Annotated in this window: 2 protein-coding genes; one reads left to right on the forward strand and one right to left on the reverse strand. The window is 55.4% G+C overall.

The genetic code is table 11. The annotated features are described in order from the left end of the window. Positions 1–112, reverse strand: a 112-nt coding sequence (locus WH5701_RS17340) for an FAD-dependent oxidoreductase (protein ID WP_156776477.1), incomplete at its 3' end; no start/stop codon positions are given. A 161-nt stretch (positions 113–273) separates the two neighbouring features. On the opposite strand from WH5701_RS17340, the gene WH5701_RS16280 reads away from it, so the two are divergent. Beyond that, a partial coding sequence (locus WH5701_RS16280; protein WP_071934151.1) for a glutathione S-transferase family protein occupies positions 274–1,335 on the forward strand: 1,062 nt, incomplete at its 3' end.

A 1,335-nucleotide genomic window follows, 5' to 3' on the forward strand; every position in this document is an offset into this window, starting at 1 on the left:
CGCGGTCACCCTCCACAATCGCCACGCGCGCGCCGTAACTTGCCGCCCGTTTCGCCGCCGCAAGTCCGCCGGAACCAGCCCCGAGCACAACCAAATCAAACGACAATTCCATGGGGCAAGAGCGCTCCTGCCATTCTCGTCAATGACTGGCTGGGATGCTCGCAGTGTGATCGACAGCCATCGACACAGACAACCCGTCAGAGTGACGCCCTCCACGCCGATGGCTAAGGACCAACTGACCTTGGGATTCAACGCACTATTTGCACTTTTGTGATGTCCATGTCATCAGCCTTTGTTTCATCAGCCCCTGGCCATCCCCTGAGCTGGGACGAACTGATCTTGCACACAACGTCCGAACAGGAACGTGTGCAAGGACCCACGAACGCCCAAGCCAACCTTCGTTTATTTGGCCATGACCCGAACAGTGTGCAAGTCACGCTGTTTAGAGACCATCACGCCTGGTGCCCCTACTGCCAAAAGATTTGGCTTTGGTTGGAGTTCAAACAGATTCCCTACAAAATCCAAAAGGTGACCATGCGTTGCTATGGACCGAAGGAGCCTTGGTTTTTAAAAAAGGTCCCCTCAGGAATGCTCCCTGCCCTGGAACTTAACGGGGAGCTCATCACGGAAAGTGATGTGATCTTGCTTGCTCTTGAGAAACAGTTCGGCCCCCTAGGCAGTGCGATGACCGACTCAGATTCTTTGGAATTACGACATTTAGAGCGACTCTTGTTCCGTGCGTGGTGCATCTGGCTCTGTAGTCCGGGTCTCAATCTTCGCCAGCAAAATCAAGCCAAAGAACAATTTCGAGCGGTAGCCAAGCGCTTTGAACAGGAGCTCAACACGACGCCGGGCCCCTGGCTGCGCGGAGACCAACCCGAAACCGTTGATTTGTTATTCGTCCCCTATGTAGAACGAATGAACGCCTCATTGGCCTATTACAAAGGTTATCGATTGCGACGGGAACATCCCAGCATCGATGGCTGGTTTCGTGCCCTTGAATCCCTGGCGACCTACCGAGGAACCCAGAGCGATATGCACACCCATGTCCACGATTTGCCACCCCAAATGGGCGGTTGTTGGTCGGACAATTCGGAACTTTCCACGGAGCTTGCGGCACAAATCGACTGTGGCGATGGACTCGGCGACGACGAAGCGGTTTGGCCCGACGAGAGCCTTCATGGTCAAGCAGCCCTTGCCTTATCTCGCGTGATCCGCCATCGCGACCAGCTGCTGAAGCGCAATCCTTTCGGCAGCCAAAGATTCGATCTGCCATTGCGTTGCGCCCTCACCCGACTCATCACCGGGGCAGCGTGCCAACCACCGAACGGTTCT

It is taken from the genome of Synechococcus sp. WH 5701 (assembly GCF_000153045.1).
In the GTDB taxonomy this organism is placed as follows: Bacteria; Cyanobacteriota; Cyanobacteriia; order PCC-6307; family Cyanobiaceae; genus Regnicoccus_A; species Regnicoccus_A antarcticus.